Raw genomic sequence first — 19,504 nt, forward strand, 5'->3', positions numbered from 1 at the left:
AGCAAACACGCTACTTAGTGAGGGATATAATGAAAAAATATAAAGAGAGTGTAGCGCAATTTGCGGACTATCAATTCATACAACTTAACCCATTTGATGCTGTCGTATGTTTGAGAAAAGTTGATACAAAAGCGTTTGAAGTTGTTAATTTTAACGAAAAGCTACCGTCATTTATTAAGCTACAAGATGTGAAAGCCACCAACGCAGAACAATTTTTTACGGAGCAATGCTGGCTGCAATTATCGAATATATTACAACAAGAGTTCAATATAGACCAAAGTTTAAAGGAATGTACGGAGCATAAAGTAAAAACATTTGCTGTTCGTGTACAGCCCTTAGAAAAATCAGTTATAGCAGTTATTCTACGAGAGAAACAGAATGAAGTAGAACCGTATTTGCAATTTGTGGAACAGCACATAAGTCCGGTATTAACAACTGATTTACAAGGTTGCATTATTCACCAAAACGTTGTTGCCACTTCTCTATTGTCAAAAGAACATCAAAGCTTGATAGGTCAAAATATTTTTTCATTATTAGAGAATAAGTATATCAACGAATTTAAATTATTATTTGCAAAAACTATTGAGGGCTCAGCATTTGGTATGCCCAAATGCATGTTTAAACGTCAATTGCTAAGTAAAGAACCATTTTATTTAAGAACGCATCCAACGTACTTTAATGGTGAAATTATAGGTGTACATTTATTTGTGAAAGATGCCACTTCATTTATGAATGACCATGAGGCCTTTTATTACCTAGCATTAATGGATGAATTAACGGGTATTTGGAATCGCAAGGCTTTTAAGGAGCACTGGCTTCAGCATTTAAATGATAAAAATCAAAATAAGCAAGTGGCTATTATTTTAGTGGATATTGATCGCTTTAAAAAGTTTAATGAATCCCTTGGTGAAAGTAAGGGTGATGAGCTTATGCGAATGTTTAGTCATAGACTTCGTGAGCTCTGTTACTCCAAATGCTCGCTTTATCGTTATAATAGCGATGAGTTTATTTTTGTTCTAAAAGATGCAACCGTCAACAAAATTGAGCATACGGCTAATGCTATTTTAGACGCATTAAAACAGCCATTCATGATTGATGAGCAGGAATATTTTATTAGCGTGTCTATTGGTATCTCACTCAGTCCAGCAGATGGCAAGGATTTAGAAACACTTGTACGTAAAGCAGATAAAGCATTGTTTTCTGTAAAAGAGCATGGGCGTTCACACTACCGTTACTATCGTGAAGATATGACAACTATTTTTCCAAATGAAGCTCTGATGGAGGCCCATTTACGTCGTGCTATCGAATTTAATGAGCTAAGTATTCATTTACAGCCACAAATGGATTTAACGGATAACAGCATCAATAGCTTTGAGGCGTTATTACGATGGAATAATCGGAAATTTGGCTTTGTGTCTCCTGCACAGTTTATACCTATTGCAGAGGCATCAGGCTTAATAATTGAGATAGGTGATTGGATTATTGAAGAGGTGTGTCGCTATCAAAAAGAGTGGCAGATGAAGGGCTATCGACCAGTACGTATTGCCATCAATATATCACCAAAACAATTTAGAAAAGAAAACTTTGCTCGGAAAATTAAAACTGCCTTGAAAAAATATGATGTGCCAGCTGAATTATTAGAGGTGGAAATTACCGAAAGCTCTATGACTAATGTCCATGAAACATTTTCAATTTTAACCGAATTGAAGCAACTAGGTGTTTATGTTTCAGTTGATGATTTTGGAACTGGTTATTCATCTTTAAGCTATTTAAAGCGTTATCCGATAGACATTATAAAAATTGATCAATCATTTATAGCTGATATTACGAAAGATGATAAAAATGAGGCAATTATTAAGGCCATTATTTCAATGTCCCATAATTTGGGGTTAGAGGTCATCGCTGAAGGGATCGAGGAACCATCACAGGTTGATTTCCTAAAACGTCATTATTGCCAAAAAGGCCAAGGCTTTTTATATAACAAGCCATTACCTGTAGAAACCATTGTTAATAAATATTTTGTTAGCTAATGAAAACAAAAAAAGTAGCACTTCATCATAGATTGGATGGAGTACTACTTTTTTTACAATTTAGAGGATATCTTAGCAAAACGAAGTATAACCAAAAAGGACATAACCGGATTATATCTTCGGTCAACCCGAATGAACGGAGATACAACCCAAGCACACCCTTTTAAAATAAGCTATTTATTTTTAACTTTTAATCCATCTAACACAATAGCTGTAAATTGCGACATTTCCGCTGATAAATCGAAGTCTTCATTATGAATTAACCAATCATAAACATTCGCACGCATACAACGTTGAATAATTACTTGAATTTGACTAACCTCTATATCGTGACGAAACTCTCCAAGTTGAATACCTTCTTCAATGTAAGTGTTCATAATTTGGAAAATCATTCTTTGTGGATTTATTAAATAATGATCTTGTTCCACTTGATTTGTCATCGCAGCAGTATACACTGTTCGTAATAAATCTTTTCCAACAACATTTGTTAAATACTTCATTTGTTCTTGATATAGCAATAAAATTTTTTCACTTGCAGGCAATGAACGATCAATATTTTTTTCCACAGAGCCATAAAAACTATCTAGCTCCTTAAATTTTTCTAAAATAACATCGTATTTGGATGGGAAATGGGTGTAAAACGTTCCCTTTGATACATTACATGCTTTAGTAATTTGCTCAACAGATACATGCTCGAATCCATGTTTATTAAATAAATCTAATGAAACTTTGAGTAATTTTTCACGTGTTTCTAATGCCTTTTTTTGACGGCTCGTCAATGAATTCATACTGGACAATCCCTTCGAGTTAACGTATTCTAACATACTTTTCTGAAAAATATTCTGAAAATATAAAATTTTTTGATTGACGTAAAGGATTTATTTTTATTATCATTTAATTGACCGCGGTCAATGACTATGGTCAATTAATGAATTATGTTATTAATGTTACGATAAAAGAGTAGAGTTTGGCTAGTGTTCATTGGATTTTCAAGGAACGGGGGAGGTCAATAATGACGGAGAAATTAGGTTTTATCGGCTTAGGCAATATGGGGTTACCGATGTCAGTAAATTTATTAAAGGCTGGCTATGAGGTTTTTGGCTTTGATACTAATTCACAAGCAATGGAGCAATTTAAAAATGAAGGTGGAGTTGGACTTGCGACAGCCAAGGAAGTTGCTGAGCAAAGTGATATTATCATGACGAGCTTGCCGACACCACAAGTAGTGGAACAAGTATATAGATCTGAACAGGGTATAATGCATCATGCTAAAAAAGGAAGTTTATTAATAGACTTTAGTACAGTAAATCCTGAATTGAATGAATCCTTACATAAGGAAGCGCAATCAATGGGGTTACGTTATCTTGGGGCACCTGTTAGTGGAGGTGTTATAGGTGCTATTAATGCAACACTTACGATAATGGTTGGTGGTGAAGAGGGTGATTATCAAAGTGGGTCTGAAATATTCCGAATAGTAGGAAAAAACATTTATCATCTTGGTACGTCTTCAAGTGTAGGTACACGAATAAAATTACTCAATAATTTAATGATTGGATTCTATACAGAGGCAGTCGCTGAAACAATCGTACTTGGCGAAAAGATGGGTATCCATGCAGATACGCTGTATGAAGTATTAAGTAATAGTTATGGTCAAAGCCGTATTTATGAACGTAATTTTTTAGAATATATGAAAAACGACAACTATCAGCCAGGTTTTTCTACAAATCTATTATTAAAAGATTTGAAGCTAGCGAAAAATATGGCAGAAGAAGCAGGGGTACCACTTCGAATCGGGAATAAATTAGTAGATCTTTATAGTGATATATCTCAGCAAGGATATGGAGAAAATGATATGTCTGCGGCTTATTTAAGTTTAAAAGAAGAATGTAAAATTGAACAATTTTAAAGGAGGACAATAAATATGACAACAGCACATGAGGTTAAAACATTAACACATTTCATTGGTGGGGAACTCATTGAAGGAAAAAGTAGTCGCTTTGGTTCTGTATACAATCCAACGACGGGTGAGGTGATTGCCAAGGTGCCACTAGCAACTGTAGAAGAAACTCGGGAGGCAATCGATAAGGCACAGGCAGCATTTCCACAATGGAGAGATACGTCAGTAGCTAAACGTGCTGAGATTGTATTAAAGTTCCGTAATCTTATTACTGAAAATATGGAGGAGCTTTTAAAAATCATTTGTACAGAAAGCGGTAAAACTATTGAGGATGCGAAAGGTGAAGTTACACGTGGTTTGGAGTCTGTTGACTTAGCTATCAATGCACCTCATTTAATGAAGGGGGAGTATTCAGTCAATGTTGGCGGTGACATTAATGCTTACTCTGCAAAATATCCATTAGGTGTTGTAGCGGCTATTTCACCATTTAACTTCCCAATTATGGTGCCTTTAGCGCAAACGAGTATGGCAGTTGCTGTCGGTAATGCAGTTATTTTAAAAGCTTCCGAACGTGTTCCTATGACTGCCTTGTATGTTAGCGAGCTTTGGAAAAAAGCTGGTTTACCAGATGGCATTTGGACGGTAGTAAATGGGGATAAAGATGCAGTTAATGAACTATTAGAAAACCCGAGTGTGCAAGCAATTTCTTTTGTTGGATCGACACCAGTTGCCAAATATATTTATGAAACAGGCTCGAAATATGGTAAACGTGTCACAGCCCTAGGTGGAGGAAAAAACAATATGGTTGTTATGCCAGATGCAGATCTTGACCAGGTAGCAAATGCATTTATCGGAGCAGCTTATGGAGCAGCCTCTCAACGTTGTATGGCTATTTCTACGATTATGCCTGTTGGAAAGGATACTGCAGATCGTCTCGTTGAAATTTTAAAGGAAAAAATCGCTAACTTGAAGATAGGTTCATATACAGATCCAGAGACAGATTTTGGTCCTGTTATTTCTCAGCAATCGAAGGAAGCAATTATTGCTGCTATCAATCGAGGAGAGTCTGAAGGTGCAACTGTTATTTGTGATGGTCGCGAACTTGATATTGTCAAAGAATCTAAAGGATTCTTTGTAGGGCCTACATTGCTAGATAACGTAAAACCAGGCATGGAAATTTATGAACAAGAAATTTTCGGCCCGGCTCGAAATGTTGTACGTGTTGATTCATTGGACGAAGCCATCCAACTTATTAATAAGCATGAGCTCGGAAATGGGGTAACAATCTTTACGAATGACGGTTTAGCAGCTCGAAAATTTACAACAGAAATCGATGTTGGGATGGTTGGCGTAAATGTCCCAATTCCTATTCCAGTAGGCTACCATAACTTTGCTGGATTTAAAGGTTCTCGTTTTGGAGAGGGGCATATGTTTGGTCCAGATCAGGCACGCTTCTTTACAAAAACAAAAACAATATCGGAGCGTTGGATGGCAGGTCAAGCATCGACGGCATCTACGTTTGCATTCCCAAGTAATAACGACTAGTTCATATGAAGAGCTGTATTCTTTTACAGCTCTTTCTTTCTAAAAGAATAAGAGGGGGATTTGGATGTTAGAATACATTGGGCTTTTTGGTAGTTTAGCTTTACTTGTGTATTTAACAATGAGGGGCGTAAATTTACTGATTTCAGCACCATTGACTGCATTGATAGCAGCGATAACGAATGGTCTAGCATTTTTTCCACAAACAGCTGATGAGAATCAAGCTAACTTCTTAACAAGTTATATGGATGGGTTCACTGGATTCGTTGGTTCATGGTATTTAATGTTCATGGCAGGAGCCATTTTCGGAAAGGTAATGGAAGATACGGGAGCAGCTGATAGTGTTTCTAAATGGATTGTAGAAAAAATTGGAGTGAAATATGCAGCCTATGCAGTAGTAGCTGCAGCAGCAGTACTAACGTATGGTGGTGTCTCAGTGTTTATCGTAGCCTTTTCTGTATATCCAATGGCTATCAGTTTATTCAAGCAAGCTAATTTCCCTCGTCGCTTTATTCCTGCTGCACTTGGCTTAGGTTCTGTAACCTTTACGATGACCTCAGCAGGTTCACCGGAAATTCAAAACTGGATTCCTATTCCGTACCTTGGTACAACGCCATATGCTGGATGGGTAGTAAGTTTAATTGTGGCAATTTTTATGGCTACTTGTGGATCACTATGGCTAAATTGGATGATCAAACGTGCAGTAAAAAAAGGAGAGATATTTATTGCCCGATCTACTGATCCAGTTGTTGACGAATCTCGTAAACTTCCAAGTCCAATTTTAAGTATCGTACCACTAGTAGTAGTTTTAGGCATTTCCTTTGTGTTCCACGAATCTCTAGGAACTTCAGCCTTAATTGTAGCATTAACAAGCGGATGTATTATGGCTTATCTAGTGAGCTATAAATATTCCAAGTCTGTCGGTGCGACACTAACAGCTGGTGCTATGGGGGCTATTGTAGCTATCGCTAATACGGCAGCTGTAGTTGGTTTCGGAGGTGTGGTGAAAGCTACACCATCATTTTTAGCAACTGTTGACGTTATGACTAATATTCCTGGAAGTCCGTTAATTGGCGGTGCGTTAGCCATCGCTGTAATAGCAGGTTTAACAGGCTCGGCTTCAGGTGGACAAACAATTGCATTGCCTTTACTTGCTCCACACTATATTGACATGGGAGTTGATACGGAGGCATTGCACCGTACAATTGCTATTGCATCAGGCTCTCTCGATTCATTGCCACACGGTGGTTATGTAGTAACAACCATCAATTCGGTATGTAATGAAAAGCATAAAGATGCTTATATGCCATTTGGTGCTTTAACCGTCATTATACCTATCGTAGGTACGTTGATCGCTATCATATTATTCTCACTTGGAATGTAGGAGGGTATTGCGTGAAAGAAAAAACAGTTTTTATAACTGGAGCAGCCCGTGGTATCGGGTTATCCATGGCACTAGCGTTTGCTGAGCAGGGAGCGAATGTAGTAATAACAGATATTAATGAACAGCTTTTAGCGGAGGCAATTAAACACAATCCGCAATTAACTGCATACACATGTGATGTTGCGAATGAACAGGCAATATGTGATGCGATTGACTTTACTGTTGAAAAGTTTAAGACAATAGATATTTTAATCAACAACGCAGGGTTTCAGCACGTTTCTCTAATAGAGGATTTCGCGACAGAAATCTTCGAATCCATGCAAAAAGTGATGCTTGTTGCACCTTTTATAGCAATAAAATATGTCTTACCACATATGAAGAAAAATAAGTTCGGACGCATTATTAATATGGCATCTATTAATGGAGTTATTGGGTTTGCTGGTAAGGCCGGATACAATGCAGCCAAACATGGACTTGTCGGTCTAACGAAAGTGGCGGCACTAGAGGTTGCAATTGAGGGGATAACAGTTAATGCGATTTGTCCAGGGTACGTCGACACAGAATTAGTACGTAATCAGTTTACGGATTTGGCAAAGACAAGAGGCATTCAAGTAGAGGAAGTGCTCGAGCAGGTGCTTTATCCACTCGTTCCTCAAAAACGCTTACTAGATGTATCAGAAATTACAGGACTTGCGCTTTATTTAGCTAGTGATATGGCAAAGGGTATAACAGGTCAAGCAATAATTTTGGATGGTGGTTATACAGCACAATAGCTTAGGGGGATTAGATATGATTCAAACAAAAACAATCTATACGGTTCATTCGCCAGGAACGATCGTTTATGGACGAGATTCTTTTGAAGAAGTAGGCGTATATGCAAAAAAAATGGGGACTAAGGCTCTTATCATTAGTGATCCAATAATGGATAGCTTAGGCTTTGTTAATCAATGTAGCGCTTTATTAAGAGCTAGTGGATTGGAAGCGGTTTCGTATTTAGGTGTAACAACGGAACCAGTGGATACGTATGTAGCAGAAGGACTTCATATTTTACAATCTGAGGGTTGCGATATTATTATTTCCGTCGGTGGCGGAAGCTGTATCGATACAGGAAAAGCAATCGCAGTAGTTGCAACGAATGATGGCTATATTGGCGATTATATGAAAATGGCAAAAATTGCAGAGCAAGCACCGATTCCACATATCGCAATACCGACAACAGCAGGAACTGGCTCAGAAGCAACCGATGCAACCGTCATTACTAATACGAAAAATGATGTGAAAATGATGATTAAGCAGCCTGCATTTATGCCAAACATCGCTATTGTAGATCCGATTTTAACGGTTACATCTCCACCCTCTATCACTGCGGCGACTGGTATCGATGCATTAAGTCATGCCATCGAAAGTTATTTATCTCGTTTAGCACATCCTTACTCGAATGTACTTGCACTATCAGCCATGGAGTTAATCGTTAATAATATTTTAAAAGTTTATGAGCAAGGTAATGATATTGAAGCTCGGGAAGCGATGTCGCTAGGTTCAATGCAAGCAGGTCTTTCATTCTCAAATGCTTCTGTCGCTTTAGTACATGGCATGTCTCGTCCAATAGGAGCGCTATTCCATGTGCCACATGGTATTTCAAATGCCATGCTCCTGCCAGCGGTTTTAGAATTTTCAAAGGATACTTGTGTCGATCGGCTGGCGGATTTAGGTAAATTTTTTAATAAAGAGAATGAGCAGTTATCTCAAGAGGAGCTTGCCGATTTAGCTATAGATTCGATTAAGGAAATGTGCAAGAAGATGGAGATAGGGAATTTAAAACAATGGGGAATTGATGAACAAGCCTTTTATGCAGCTATTCCAAAAATGACAGCTGATGCAATTGCCAGCGGTAGCCCTGGAAATAATCCTAAGGTTCCAACTCAGGGAGAGCTAATGGAGCTTTATAAAATTGCTTATCATTATGAGTTTTAGGAATTTGAAAAGAAACTGTCTAAAATAGAGATACAAATTATATGTAATTTGTATCTCTATTTTTATTTTTCCGGAAAAATATACCAATTAATAAATGGGTGTGTTATAATTTTGAAAATTCGAACAAAGGAGTGGGGATTAATGGAGGAATGTTTTATTTGCAATAAACATGCCGGCAACATACAAGCTTCAGGGGTTATGATTTATGAAGACGAATATGTTTATGTTGGGCATATAGACAGTGATGGAGCGCCCAATTATTTAGGTCATATCATGATAGATTTAAAGAGACATGCCCCTACTCTCGGAGATATGACTATAGAAGAGGCACAAGCATTTGGTGTTATTATGGCTAGAGTTAGTAAGGCAATTATGGAGTGTGAAAAGGCAGAGCATATCTATGCATTGGTCTCTGGAAACTCAGTGCCACATTTGCATATGCATTTAGTTCCCCGATATCCTAATACCCCCAAACAGTATTGGGGACCAAATGATGTTTATGACTGGGAAGATGCTCCGATGGGCGACAATAGCGAAGTTGTTAAAGTTTGTACACGTATTAGATCATATCTGGAGAATAATGCAGATGAGTGATTCTATAGAAGATTTTAGTTGGATAGGTAGCCAAGATGACTTCGTAGATCATCCAAATGTTTATCAAATTAAACATGTTATTGTTGGGCGATATGGTGGAAACTCCGATGCAGGACAATATAAAAACGAAGATGGTTGTTTAGTATGGCTCGATGAAAAGCAAGATTGGGAATTTTCTGTAATACTGGATGCTCACAATACATCTGAGAGTGCTCAAATAATTATCGAGCAATTTTTTTATTATAAAGATGAAATTAAATATTTATTATCATTACCGACAAACTATCAAACCTTTAAAAGGCTTGAAGAGAAGATTTTAACTTTATTTCAATCTAAAGAGTTCTTGTCTAGTTGCAGGAATATTACTGGAGAAACTGCGTGTTTAATTGTCGTAAGAAAAGATAAATATGTATGGTGGTTTTCAGTTGGAGACTGTGTTCTTTTTTTATTTCATCAAGAATTGGCTGCATTAGGTCAGTTTCAATTAAATCAAAGGCAATTTTACGAATGGATAGGACAAGTCAATACTTTTGAACAGGACGTCCCTTGTTATAGTGTTGGAATTAAAGAACTAAGAAAAGGAGAAAATCGCCTTTTTCTTACCACAGATGGCTTGCTTGAATGTCCTCATGAACCATACTCTAACCCTATTAACATTTATAATTCCTTCTTCAACTCTGAGGATCAACAGAGCATCAGGTCAATGTTAAAGAATATCAAAAAAAATGGTGTCAGAGATAGCACCACCATAATTTTTTGGAAAGTTAATATTGCAAAGGAAGCCACTAGAGCAAGTAATCAATAAGCAAGTCTTTAATCCCTGCGCGGGACGGTGGAATTCCCTTGGAAGCAAAGCGGATACCAGTGCACGCCATTGATTTACCCGAGAAAGTAAAGCGAATACCCCTCAACTTAAGAATCACTGCTAGTAGAACTACTTCATGTTGTTTTGCAGAATTAATATGACATATACGAGAAAATATAGTAAAATTTATATGAATCATCATTCATTTTTTCAGAGGGGGAAATCGTATGTTGCAGGGGAAAACAATTATTATTACTGGCGGATCAAATGGAATGGGGCTTTATATGGCTAAGCAATTCGTTGCGGAAGGGGCAAATGTTGTTATTACAGGTCGTAGCGAGGAGCGATTAGCGGAGGCGAAGGCCTTTATTTTAGAGGCCGGAAAAACGATTGAAACATTCCAAATGGATGTTCGAGTGCCTGAACATGCTGAGGCAATGCTAGCATTTGCTATTGAAAAGTTTGGACAAGTTGATGGGCTTGTGAATAATGCGGCTGGTAATTTTATAGTGCGTGCAGAGGATTTATCACCAAATGGTTGGAAAGCTGTTGTTGATATTGTTTTAAATGGGACATTCTATTGTTCTTCGGCAGTCGGTAAGTACTGGATTCAAAATAATATTAAGGGATCTATTCTTAATATGGTTGCAACTTACGCATGGAATGCAGGTGCTGGTGTTATTCATTCTGCGGCGGCTAAAGCAGGTGTATTGTCATTGACTCGAACACTAGCTGTTGAATGGGGGAAACAATATGGCATTCGAGTAAATGCGATTGCTCCTGGTCCAATTGAGCGTACAGGTGGTGCAGAAAAGCTCTGGGAGTCAGAGGCTGCAGCTGCCCGTACACTAGACTCAGTTCCATTAGGTCGTACCGGTACTCCTGAAGAAATTGCAGATTTAGCTACATTTATTATGTCTAATAAAGCAAGTTATATGAACGGTGAATGTGTGACGCTTGATGGAGGGCAATGGCTCAATCAGTATCCATTTTAACTTCTTTAAGCAAGTGTTTTATGTAGCGAAAGCATAGCGACAGCGGCAAGTGTTTTCTGCGCGACAGCGGCAATTATGCCGAGGCATAATTCATAACAAAAATCTTTGCATAATGGAGAGCCGGGTTGACGCATACTAAGGGCAAAGAAAGGAGTTTTGCCTATGGGTATGTGGTTAATACCGGCTCTTATTGCCATTACGATTATTTCTGCCATTTCGCTTGTGTCAACGCTGAAAATTGCCAAGATGACGTCCCAACGGAAATCAGAAAATGATACGCCGATTTCAGAAACCGTTGAAGAGTATGCGACAATGCTCAATCCAGTTGTTTGGGTATATATCATTTTTTTACTTTTTTTAGGGATAATGATTTTTTATTACTGGAGTAAAGCAGGATATTAATTAAAATAATATCTTCATTCAGTTCATATTTTATAATATGGCTGAATGAAGATATTTCTCCATCGTCCTCAAATATAATCCCCGTTATATATGCACTTTCCATACTTAGTTTTGTTCAAAATGCTAAAATAATTCGTTGCTTCTAAAAAACTCTTCTCGGTCTTGTCGTGGTCATAAAAGGAATAGTTATGATATGATAAAAGGGAATCATCCTGTTCTGCAAAGCGAGGACAGAAAAGGAGAAGAAGTTCATGATTTCAACTAACAGCAAAGACTTATTAGCAATGCCAATTAGTGATTTTATTATTTCATCTGAAAAGGTTGCGCATGTACAAAGTGGAAATAGCGCGGAACATGCACTCCTAGTACTTACACGTACAGGGTATTCATCGATACCTGTTTTAGATTTGAAATATCGACTTCAAGGTTTACTAAGTATGAAAATGATTACTGAATCCATTCTTGGACTAGAACATATTGAATATGAAAAGTTACCCGATATTAAAGTGAATACAATAATGGAGAAAGATATTGCTGTATTAAAGTTGACGGATACTTTTCAGCGAGCTCTCGACTTAGTTATTAATCACGCCTTTTTATGTGTTGTGGACGAAGAAGGAACATTTGCGGGAATATTAACGAGACGTGTTATATTAAAGCAATTGAAAAAATATATTTATCAAAAAGAGTAGTAGTTTAAGAGGGGACTCAGATGAAAATCATGAGGCCCTCTTTGCTTGTATCGGAGGTTTACTGATTGATGGCAACGGAGGCTGAAATTTTAAAAGTACTAGCAGAGGAACGTAATATGCGTAAAGCAGCAGAACGTTTATTTTTATCTCAACCAGCACTTTCTCAACGGCTGCAAACTATTGAAAAGGACTGGGGTGCGCAGTTATTTATTCGTTCGCAAAAAGGACTTACGGCGACACCTGCTGGAGAGCTTATTATTGCCTATGCAACTGAAATGCTCAGCAAAAAAGAAGAGATTTTTGAAACAATCCAATCATTAACGACGAAAGTAAACGGGACATTGAAAATCGCCTGTGCATCGATTGTCGGCCAAAACTGGCTTCCGATAATATTAAAGGAATTTGTATCGAAATATCCTGAGGCAAAAATCTCTCTTATGACAGGCTGGAGCTCTGAAATTGTAAAAGCGCTTTATGAGGGTGAGGCTCATATAGGAATTGTACGTGGGCAGGTTGATTGGAAAGGGGAAAAAATTCACCTTTTTCGTGACACCCTTTATTTAGTAGATAAAGAGCTGAAAACTATAGAAGATGTCTTAACGACTGACCGACCTTTTATTCAATTTAAAAGTGATTCCAATTACTATCAGGAAATTCAACAATGGTGGCAGCAGCATTTCGCTTCAAACCCAAGAAAGCAAATTTTAGTTGATCAGATTGAAATTTGTAAGCAAATGGCATTGAACGGCATTGGTTATGCTATTTTACCTTCCATTACTTTAAATGACCATGATGGTATTAATAAAATTGCATTAACGAATAATGAAAAAGAATTTGGTTTAACGCGTGATACTTGGTTAATTGGCTATGAATCTTCATTTGAGTTACGACAAGTAGAGGCCTTTGTAGAGGTAGTGCAAGACCATGCGCGATGTTTGTTTGATTATACGAAATAAGAATAATATTAAGGCAGTCTCAAGTGATTCACTTGGGGCTGTTTTTTTTATCCGATTCTTAATCTCACCATAGCGTGGGGTTGATTTCCGTTCCGACCGGGCGCTTTCCTGGGGGCGTCCGATGAGCCGCTTCACTCGCGTTGCTCGCTCCAGGGTCTCATCTGTGACGCTAATCCCCAAGGAGTCGCCCAGTCTCCACTCCAATCAATTTATCCGCATGACATAGGTTTAAAAAAATGTCATCCAACTTTTGAATTTTATCGACTAACTTTCACGTTTTATCACTCAACTTTTAACTTCTTTCAGCGAATGTCCAAACATCAGCTGAAAGAAGTTCTTTGTGCAAGCACAAAGCTGATTCAGGACGCAATTATGCCAAGGTATAATTGATTTTATCGACATGCACCTTCCAAAGAGCAAAAAGGATTCATACACAAAACCGTGTGTGAGTCCTCTTTCTTAGCCTCCACTCCAATCAACTTACATGCATACGTAATATCATCCCTAACTATGGTAATTAGTTAATTCTTAAGAGTTTATGAATATTCATGAAGATGTCGTAAGAAATGGAACAAAATGCAATTTAAAACGTATAATTATGTAGCCAACAATTTACATAAAAAGGGGTTGAGTTTTTGAAAAAAACGAAAATAACGGCACTCATACTATTATTCATGCTTGTTATTAGCTTTATACTACCAATGGAGCGGGCAAGTGCAGTAGCTACATTAGATGTCCAGGCTAAGGTAGGGATTGCAGGTAAAGCTAAATATCAATCAGCTGTGCCACTTCAAGTAACGGTAAAAAATAATGGAGCAGATTTTTCTGGAGATATGGTCATCAATGCTTCCTCTTCCTATCAAGCTGCAACAGCACAAGTACTGCCAATAGATATAGCGGCAGGAGAAGAGAAAACGTTTGATATTTATCTAGAAGGTATTGATAACTATAACTCGAATGCAAAAGCTTTTGCGTTTTTTGATGGAGGTATAGAAAAAGGAAAAAAGGTTGCTTATAAAGGAACAAAGCAGCTGCAAAGTAACCTTTTAGATCCTTCATCAGTTTTTATTTATACATTAACGGATAAAAGTGATCGTTTATCAGCATTTTTAAGGCTATCTCAATTAGCTCCTCAAAATAATGTTGAAGTTTTCAATTTAAATCAAATCAAGGATTATACACTGCCGGAGGATACACAAGGGTTTGCAATGGCGAATGTAATCGTCATCGATGAAATTGCCATTGCTGATTTATCGCAAAAGCAACAAGAGTCCTTACTAAATTGGGTACAGAATGGCGGAACATTACTAGTAGGGGCTGCTGATCAAGTAAATGCAACAGCAGGTATTTTCAAGGATTATTTACCATTAGCATTATCCGAGCAAATGACATCCGTTTCTGCAGATAGCCTATCAAAGTTATCAGGCGGAAAAACCTTTACACAACCTATTTCTATTTATGGGGCAACTGAAAAGCAAGGAAGTGTTCCTGTATTAACAGATAACAATAAGGTTTTAGCATCTAAGAAAAAAGTAGGCAGTGGAGAAATTATTCAAACCGCCTTTTCTTTAGGGGATCAACCTCTTGCGTCTATGGATGGCTACCCTGCACTAGTGGCAAAATTGATAAATATTCAAAAGCTGTCACAACAAGGGGTGATGATTAACGGACAGTCACCGGTGGATCAAATTTCATTTGACCTACGTAACATAAATGAATTATTCCCTTCGTTTGAAGTATCTGTTAGCTATATGCTAATAGTTATTATTTTATATATTTTAATTATCGGACCTATTTTATATTTCATTTTAAAGAAAATAGACAAACGTGAGCATGCATGGTGGATAATTCCTGTGATATCAATTGTGTTATCTATTGCTCTATTTATTTTTGGTGCAAAAGATCGAATTGGGCAACCGCAAATTCAACAATCTGCATTTTTTAAAGTAAATGAAGATAGTAGTGTAAATGGTTATTATGTAGAGTCCATTTTAACAAATCGTAGTGGTGATTTTGTTGTTAATGCAGATAAGAATACTAGTGCATTCGCGCTGCGAAGTTTTAATGAGTTTGCAGGGCAAATGGGGGATTTACATGAAATGTCCTATATTAAGGAAAATGCCAATGGTTCAACGTTAACACTACGTGATTTAAGCTATTGGTCTGTGCAGTCGTTTGCAGGGAAGTCAGCAGCACAAAATATTGGGAAGATGGATATTGATATTACGTTAAAAAATGAAAAGCTAACTGGGACAATTAAGAACAATTTCCCGTTTGCCCTAAAGGACGTTACTTTAATCTCTGGCATTAAAGAAGTTAAACTTGGCGACATTGAAGCGAACGGTACACTAAAAGTCGACACAGAGCTAAAAGCAACGGTTCTTCAAAAACCATCTGATTTTACAGGTTACAATTTTAATAATTATCCAACAAAGAAGGAAGACGTAAATCCTTCACGTATTGAGCGTATGAAATCTATGGCGATACCGCTTGTAGAAAATGATAAAAAACCTGTCATTACAGCATGGGCAGACCAAGCAATTGCTGGGGTTGAGCTAGAAACAGGTGCCAGTATGTCTCCGATTTCCTATTTTGTTCAGCCATTTGATGGCAAAGTAGAGCTATCAGGTCCATTTACGATGAAACGCAACAATTTTACGTATTCAGTAAACCCACTATCTCCTAATTTGTATGCTGAAAAAATAGATGAACAGTTAAATAGTTGGCGCTTATCTGATGGGTTATATGAAGTATCCATTGCGATGCCAGATAAGTTTATGAATTCAGTTCAAACATTAAACGAATTAACAGTTTCAAATAAGGATATTGAACGTATGCAACTATCGATTTGGAATAACGAGACGAAAACTTATGAGCCATTGGTAGATGCGAAACAGGTGTTTACAGATAACATAAAAAAATACTTCAATGATAATGATGAATTGCTGATTGAGATTAAATTCGGACCAGATCAAACAGGTGAGGAAACAAAATTACCAGATGTAGAGCTGAAGGGAGTGGCGAAATAATGATTGAAATTCGTGATTTAACGAAAAGATACGGCTCCTTTACAGCACTAGATCATTTGAATCTATCTTTAGAGGAAGGGGTTGTCTTTGGTTTTGTAGGTGCCAACGGGGCAGGTAAATCGACTACATTCTCGATTTTAGCAACCTTGCTATCTCCAACTTCAGGTGATGCCATTATCAATGGGAAAAGCGTTATTAAGGAACCGAAGGAAGTCCGAAAACAAATTGGTTATATGCCAGATTTCTTTGGCGTCTATGATCAACTAAAAGTAGACGAATACTTAGACTTTTACGGTGCTAGCTACGGCATTGGGGCAGCTGAACGAAAAGTACTTATTCCACAGCTGCTAGAGCTCGTAAATTTAACGAATAAACGTAATGAATATGTTGATTTACTGTCACGTGGGATGAAGCAGCGTCTATGTTTGGCGCGTGCACTTATCCACGATCCTAAAGTATTAATTTTGGATGAACCTGCTTCAGGTTTGGATCCACGTGCCCGAGTAGAAATGAGAGATATTTTACGGAATTTAAAATCTATGGGAAAAACGATATTAATCTCATCACATATTTTGCCTGAGCTTGCAGAAATGTGTGATGAAATCGGTGTGATTGATAATGGTAAGCTTATCGCTCATGGCAATGTGGCTTCCATTCAAGCACAGCTACAGGGGGAGAAGCGTATCGTAGTAAAAGCAACGGATCGTTTAAACGAGGTACGTGCATTTTTGGAGGAGGATCCACTGATTTCTTCTATAGATGTAATGGATAATCGCTTAGAGATAGCCTTTAATTACCGAGGAGCAGATGACGATCAGGTAGCACTATTGAAAAAGGCGATACTTGCGAATTTACCTATTTATGCATTAAGTGAAGAGGAAAAAGATTTAGAGGATGTCTTTATGGCTATTACGAAGGGAGCGGACAATCAATGATGGAACGATTTTATAATCCGGTATTCGTAAAAGAATTGAAGTTACGCTTCCGTTCTTTTAAAAGCTTTTCGGGTTTAATGTTTTATTTAGCGGTTATTTGTATTTTTATCGCAGGATTTTTGCTTATAACAACTGAATTCACAGGCAAGGGTTTCTTTAAACCAGAAATAAGCTTTATGATGTTTGCTGTCTTAACAATATTACAAATGGCTCTTATTCTTTTCATTACACCTAGCTTAACTGCCGGTGCAATTAGTAGTGAAAGAGAAAAGCAAACATTAAATATTTTATTAACAACGACACAAAGCTCTACTCAAATCATCATTGGGAAATTATTATCCTCGGTAGCATTTTTAGTATTAATGCTTATCGCAGGGTTACCATTGTATAGTTTAGTATTTTTATTTGGAGGCGTATCACCGTCTCAATTAATCTCGATATTTTTATTTTATTTATTAACAGTTGTAGCAATTGGTAGCATTGGTGTTATGTTTTCAACCATTACAAAGCGAACAATTGTTGCGATGATTTCTACGTACGGCACGATCATCTTTTTAGGTGGCATTACAGCGTTTTTCTTCTTCTTATCAATGGCCTTCAATCAGATGGGTAATGCCGTAGGTACTAGTACTTCCTATATGGCTTACTTCTGGGCTTCTATTAACCCAGGTGCATTAATGCTTACGCTTACTTCATCATCTATGGGAGATGCTTTAGTGCAAGTTTCGGGGGTGGAATTACCTGTATGGATTAGCTATTTAATAACTTATTCATTGATCATTGTTATTTGTTTAACAATTGCGATTAAAAAATTACGTGCCAATATGAAAAGTAATCGATAAGGAGGAATGTTATGGAGCGTCGTAAGCAATTACGAAAATATATTCAACGTGCAAAGACGAGTTTAACGGTAGAAAGAAACATTCCGATTGCACAGTACGGTTTGTTTTTGGCATTGCTTTCGAGTGCTGCCCTCTTCTTCGTTTCAAGGCTCTTTGTTTGGCCGTATTATCGCCAAACTGCTCTTGCTACCTTTATCGTTGTCATACTAGCAACAGTGTTCTTTATGTGGTGGAAGCGTGTAAAAGAAAAGGAAGCATTGCATACACTGGATGATTATTTTTCTCACAATGAGCTTGTGACAGCCTTATCGTTCGAGGACGATAAGGACCCACTCGTTCAATCTCTACTAACGAAAGCGATCGAGAATGTTGAAAAGGCGTTTGCTGATTTTAAGGCTCGAAACAAAAATTTGCTCCGTCCAAAAGCATTGATTGGATTATTTGGAACAGCTGTCGTACTGGCAATTCTTTATATGTTCCCAGCAGCTTCACAAATTGAAGCAGTTGAGGTGGAAAAAGAAAAAGCTGTCATTGAAGACGTAAAGAAGGAAGTTGCTAAATTAGAGAAAAAAGCTGAAACAAAAGAAGTGAAAGAGCAATTAAAAGAATTGCAAAATACGTTAAAAAAGACAGAAACAGCTGAAGAGGCATTACGCGAAGTCGTGAAAAAGCAAAAGGAGCTTGCTTTAAAGGAACAACAATTAAAGGATAAGCAAACGGCTAGTAAGGAGGGCGCTTCTGACGACAAAGGCTTATCGAAGGAAGAAGTGGAGCAATTGAAGGAGCTCGCCCAAATGCAGCAGGAGCTAACGCAAAATGCAAATACTACTCAGACAGCTATGAGTAAGCTTGGAAAACCTGCAAGCAATACTCTACAAAATGCTATTGCGAGTGCCAATAGTGCCAACAACAATCAGCAAAATAATCCTAATACCAACCCATCAGCGAATTCGCAGCAAAGTAATCAGCAAGGTCAACAAGGCCAAACTAATTCCCAAAATGCATCCCAACAGGCTAGTGGAAATGGTCAGAAACAAGGATCGAATCAAAGCAATCAACAAGGGCAGGGACAAGGCAGTGGTCAAGGGCAAGGGCAAGGTCAAGGTCAAGGACAAGGGCAAGGAAATGGCAAAGGTACAGGTCAAGGTGCAGGCAAAGGTCAAGGCGGCCGGGATTTATTAACGACACCAAATAGAATTGGTGGCTCTAGTCAGACTTCAGTTGATGGTGGAGCATTAGGAGATGGATCAAATGTATCAGAGCAACAAGGAAATGGCCCGATTACTAAAGGTTCTATCCGCCCATATGAGGAAGTTATAGGCTCCTATAAAGATAGCTATTTAGAAAGCTCAGAGCGTTTACAATTACCGAAAGATTTGCAAAATGTCGTGCAATCTTATTTCACGTCAATTGAGTCTCAGTAGGAG

The 19,504-nt window shown here is 37.7% G+C and carries 17 protein-coding genes; 16 read left to right on the plus strand and 1 reads right to left on the minus strand.

Annotated features, from left to right (window positions below; translation table 11 throughout):
• Positions 1–29: 29 nt before the first annotated feature.
• The gene (locus ACZ11_RS19705; protein WP_049668234.1) at positions 30–2,030 is read left to right on the plus strand and encodes an EAL domain-containing protein; all 2,001 of its coding nucleotides are present in this window, start codon (positions 30–32) and stop codon (positions 2,028–2,030) included.
• A gap of 173 nt (positions 2,031–2,203) precedes the next feature.
• On the opposite strand, the gene ACZ11_RS19710 is transcribed toward ACZ11_RS19705, so the two are convergent.
• Positions 2,204–2,818, minus strand: coding sequence for a TetR/AcrR family transcriptional regulator (locus tag ACZ11_RS19710; protein ID WP_049668235.1), 615 nt, complete (start codon positions 2,816–2,818; stop codon positions 2,204–2,206).
• 224 nt (positions 2,819–3,042) lie between these two features.
• Here ACZ11_RS19710 and ACZ11_RS19715 point away from each other — a divergent pair, with 224 nt between their 5' ends.
• The 15 genes from ACZ11_RS19715 (at position 3,043) to ACZ11_RS19785 (ending at position 19,501) form a co-directional block, all read left to right on the plus strand.
• Positions 3,043–3,936 carry an NAD(P)-dependent oxidoreductase gene (locus ACZ11_RS19715; protein ID WP_049668236.1) on the plus strand — a complete coding sequence of 298 codons (894 nt, stop codon included), beginning with the start codon at positions 3,043–3,045 and terminating at the stop codon, positions 3,934–3,936.
• Between the two features lie 15 nt (positions 3,937–3,951).
• Positions 3,952–5,472: a CoA-acylating methylmalonate-semialdehyde dehydrogenase gene (locus ACZ11_RS19720; protein ID WP_049668237.1), complete on the plus strand. Its 1,521-nt coding sequence runs from the start codon at positions 3,952–3,954 to the stop codon at positions 5,470–5,472.
• A 64-nt stretch (positions 5,473–5,536) separates the two neighbouring features.
• Positions 5,537–6,853, plus strand: coding sequence for a GntP family permease (locus tag ACZ11_RS19725; RefSeq protein ID WP_049668238.1), 1,317 nt, complete (start codon positions 5,537–5,539; stop codon positions 6,851–6,853).
• An 11-nt stretch (positions 6,854–6,864) separates the two neighbouring features.
• Positions 6,865–7,626 (plus strand): 3-hydroxybutyrate dehydrogenase, encoded by a 762-nt coding sequence (locus ACZ11_RS19730; RefSeq protein ID WP_049668239.1) that lies wholly within the window; start codon positions 6,865–6,867, stop codon positions 7,624–7,626.
• 16 nt (positions 7,627–7,642) lie between these two features.
• Positions 7,643–8,827, plus strand: a complete 1,185-nt coding sequence (locus tag ACZ11_RS19735; RefSeq protein WP_049668240.1) for an iron-containing alcohol dehydrogenase — start codon at positions 7,643–7,645, stop codon at positions 8,825–8,827.
• 141 nt (positions 8,828–8,968) lie between these two features.
• Positions 8,969–9,421, plus strand: coding sequence for an HIT family protein (locus ACZ11_RS19740; RefSeq protein WP_049668241.1), 453 nt, complete (start codon positions 8,969–8,971; stop codon positions 9,419–9,421).
• Positions 9,414–10,226: a protein phosphatase 2C domain-containing protein gene (locus ACZ11_RS19745; protein WP_049668242.1), complete on the plus strand. Its 813-nt coding sequence runs from the start codon at positions 9,414–9,416 to the stop codon at positions 10,224–10,226. Before ACZ11_RS19740 ends, ACZ11_RS19745 begins: the two co-directional genes overlap by 8 nt.
• A gap of 227 nt (positions 10,227–10,453) precedes the next feature.
• Positions 10,454–11,221 carry a 2,4-dienoyl-CoA reductase gene (gene fadH, locus ACZ11_RS19750; protein ID WP_049668243.1) on the plus strand — a complete coding sequence of 256 codons (768 nt, stop codon included), beginning with the start codon at positions 10,454–10,456 and terminating at the stop codon, positions 11,219–11,221.
• A 162-nt stretch (positions 11,222–11,383) separates the two neighbouring features.
• A complete protein-coding gene (locus tag ACZ11_RS19755) occupies positions 11,384–11,623 on the plus strand; it encodes a hypothetical protein (protein WP_049668244.1) in 240 nt (79 codons plus the stop codon).
• 251 nt (positions 11,624–11,874) lie between these two features.
• The gene (gene cbpB, locus ACZ11_RS19760; protein ID WP_049668245.1) at positions 11,875–12,315 is read left to right on the plus strand and encodes a cyclic-di-AMP-binding protein CbpB; all 441 of its coding nucleotides are present in this window, start codon (positions 11,875–11,877) and stop codon (positions 12,313–12,315) included.
• A 68-nt stretch (positions 12,316–12,383) separates the two neighbouring features.
• Complete coding sequence (locus ACZ11_RS19765) at positions 12,384–13,271, plus strand: LysR family transcriptional regulator (protein WP_049668246.1); 888 nt, start codon at positions 12,384–12,386, stop codon at positions 13,269–13,271.
• 635 nt (positions 13,272–13,906) lie between these two features.
• On the plus strand, positions 13,907–16,300 hold the full coding sequence (locus tag ACZ11_RS19770) for a DUF7408 domain-containing protein (protein ID WP_049668247.1): 2,394 nt from the start codon (positions 13,907–13,909) through the stop codon (positions 16,298–16,300).
• Positions 16,300–17,235, plus strand: coding sequence for an ABC transporter ATP-binding protein (locus ACZ11_RS19775; protein WP_049668248.1), 936 nt, complete (start codon positions 16,300–16,302; stop codon positions 17,233–17,235). The genes ACZ11_RS19770 and ACZ11_RS19775 overlap by 1 nt, the downstream gene beginning before the upstream one ends.
• Positions 17,232–18,077, plus strand: coding sequence for an ABC transporter permease (locus tag ACZ11_RS19780; RefSeq protein ID WP_049668249.1), 846 nt, complete (start codon positions 17,232–17,234; stop codon positions 18,075–18,077). The genes ACZ11_RS19775 and ACZ11_RS19780 overlap by 4 nt, the downstream gene beginning before the upstream one ends.
• Positions 18,078–18,088: 11 nt before the next feature.
• Positions 18,089–19,501: a hypothetical protein gene (locus ACZ11_RS19785; RefSeq protein WP_049668250.1), complete on the plus strand. Its 1,413-nt coding sequence runs from the start codon at positions 18,089–18,091 to the stop codon at positions 19,499–19,501.
• Positions 19,502–19,504 lie beyond the last annotated feature (3 nt).

The organism is Lysinibacillus xylanilyticus (genome assembly GCF_001183605.1).
GTDB lineage: Bacteria > Bacillota > Bacilli > Bacillales_A > Planococcaceae > Lysinibacillus > Lysinibacillus xylanilyticus.